Origin of the sequence: Microcystis sp. LE19-41.2A (assembly GCF_027530405.1) — a bacterium.
Taxonomy (GTDB): domain Bacteria; phylum Cyanobacteriota; class Cyanobacteriia; order Cyanobacteriales; family Microcystaceae; genus Microcystis; species Microcystis aeruginosa.
In genome coordinates, this window is sequence record NZ_JAPZQJ010000455.1 from 1 (window position 1) to 2,395 (window position 2,395).

Sequence of the window (2,395 nt, forward strand, 5' to 3'; positions counted from 1 at the left end):
CAGGTGGTCAATTACCTAATTTTCAGGGAAAAAATCCCTAAATTTTCCCCCCAATCACTCCAATGGTAGGCACTTTTTCAGGGAAAAAAAGTCTAAAAGCCTTATCCAACAAGGTTTTTAGATTTATTCAGCAAACCCTAAGTAGTCGTGCAAAATTAATTTCCTAGTGAAGATAGGCAAAAGGCAAAAGGCAGGAGGCAAGAGGTGGTTAGATATGTGTAATTAATTTTGCTTAGGTACTTAGCTCAAATTGCCCCTCTCAAACTCCGAAAAACAGCGATCGCCCTTCTTAACCTCAGCTAAAAATGCGATCGCCCCTGATTAAGCAATAGCAAATTCTGTTAATTTACGACTTGCAGGATCATGAAATGCTAAAACAATATCTTCTTTGGGAATCCCTGCTTCTAATAATTGAGAGGTGATTCCTATTTCTGTCCAATCTTGTTCAATATAAACTCTTTCATTTTTAATACGAATATGAATCTGAATATTGTTGATTTTCTTTTTGTTTATCCAACCAATAGACATCCATAGATAATGATCATGATTTTCATCAAAAATCAAACAGGTTTCTAGTTTTTTTTTGGATGAGCTATTCGCAATTTCGTCTAGCTTTGTTAAGGTATTTTGAATAATTTGGCGATAGTTAGTTAGTTTATCCATTGGACAATCTCCTCTTTTTCGATGTTGACAACTAATAAATCTAATTGGTGTCTTTTAATAACGGCTTGAATAGATTTTCGTTGGAAAAAAGTCTCATAAATTTCATCTTTAATAGCCAGATAGATTTCTTGGTATTCATCTTGTCCTAATTGAATAAGATCACGATAAAAAATATATTGCCCCAAAGCCATTTCAAAGTCTTTGATCATTGAAGGGCCAAGAAAGCTTTTAATTTCAATGATAATTTTACGTTGTCTTTGTTCTTCGGAAATATATTTCTCGATCGCCAGGTCTGGATACAATTCAGCGTCTTCAAATTCAATAGGATAAGGATCAGCCGTAATTGTCCAGCCGTCTTTAATTAAGGCATTTTTAACGGCTTTGTGATAGAGGTCTTTTGCTGGCATTTGCCTCCTTCTATTTTGATCACTGGATTTATTATAAGCGATCGCCCTCCTCTTCTCACAGTAAAATAGCGATCGCCTCTTCCAAATTTTTATTAAAAACGCGATCGCCTATCGGTAGATGTCCTTTCGATGTCCAATATCTAAAATAATCACCTTTTTTGCGGAATCATCTATCGCGTAAATAACGCGATAAACTCCAATCCGAATCCGCCAACCTTCTCGTCCTGTCAGTTTGAGACACCCTGCTGGTCTTGGATTGTCAGCTAATGCTCTAATCCCGTCTCGAACTTTCTGATAACTATCTTGGGGAAGATTAGCTAAAGCCTTAGAAGCTTGTTTTTTAATCGCAATAGTGTAATTCATTGACGACTATTTTCAATTTCGGCGATCGCCTCTTCAAAAGGAATTTCTTCCTCTTCCGAAATAGCTAAATCATAGGCTCTAATAGCATTCAATTCTTCAGAATCTTCTAGGAGTTTTCGATATTCCTCTATATCTAAAAGAATACCGATTTGATTACCCTGTTCATCAGTAATATACTTTTGCTTTAATGGCATTGATAATTACCTTGTTTGTTAATTTTATCCCCTATTATAGCTCAAATTTCTCCTTCATCCTCAACTCAACAGCGATCGCCCTTCTCAAACACAATAAAATGCGATCGCTCCAATTAAAGTTAAGATGAGAAACTATACCTCAACTTATCCTAAGAATTAAAGATTAAAAAGTATTTCCTATTCTACAAACTAATGGTATTAATTTAGCTAGAGTTGAGGGTTTGACTTTAGAAAATTGGAATGCTATAATAATGCCTAAATGCCAATATTCGGAATAAGTAATTATGCTATCTTTAGACTTCTTAAGTAGCTGGTTATAATTAAATTAAAAATGGATTTTAGGTTCGATCCCCCCTGCCCCCCTTGATAAGGGGGGTGCCGATCCCCCCTTAGTCCCCCCTTAATCCCCCCTTAATAAGGGGGGCATCTGACAACTTTTAACGCCTACCTACTTAATTAAAGAATTGAATAATAATGGTAGCGAAGTAATAGATATAATTAAAATTTATTCCCCAAACACCATTAAGCAAAAAGTTATGGGAAATCCGACAGCGGGCAATTTCGGCTGGATTGCAACTGCTCAATGAAGACGAAATAGAACAAGAACTTGCTGCACGTCGAGGAGGATGCAGTGAGTCATGAAATTGCTGGCACTTACGGTTTAGCGGCGATGGATGCACTTCATGTTGCTGCTGCGCTGCAAATTCAAGCTGATGAACTAATCACCACCGAAAAGCCAACCAAACCAATGCACCGAGTCAGGGAAAT

The 2,395-nt window shown here is 36.8% G+C and carries 4 protein-coding genes; all 4 read right to left on the reverse strand.

Going from position 1 to position 2,395, the window contains the following annotated elements:
• Positions 1-321 precede the first annotated feature (321 nt).
• Complete coding sequence (locus O9290_RS19355) at positions 322-663, reverse strand: XisI protein (protein ID WP_066029827.1); 342 nt, start codon at positions 661-663, stop codon at positions 322-324.
• Positions 651-1,070 carry a XisH family protein gene (locus O9290_RS19360; RefSeq protein WP_288058386.1) on the reverse strand — a complete coding sequence of 140 codons (420 nt, stop codon included), beginning with the start codon at positions 1,068-1,070 and terminating at the stop codon, positions 651-653. The genes O9290_RS19355 and O9290_RS19360 overlap by 13 nt, the downstream gene beginning before the upstream one ends.
• Positions 1,071-1,178: 108 nt before the next feature.
• Complete coding sequence (locus O9290_RS19365; protein WP_002760111.1) at positions 1,179-1,433, reverse strand: type II toxin-antitoxin system RelE family toxin; 255 nt, start codon at positions 1,431-1,433, stop codon at positions 1,179-1,181.
• Entirely contained in the window at positions 1,430-1,627 is a 198-nt protein-coding gene (locus O9290_RS19370; RefSeq protein ID WP_002760112.1) for a RelB antitoxin-like protein, read from the reverse strand. Before O9290_RS19370 ends, O9290_RS19365 begins: the two co-directional genes overlap by 4 nt.
• Between the last annotated feature and the right edge of the window lie 768 nt (positions 1,628-2,395).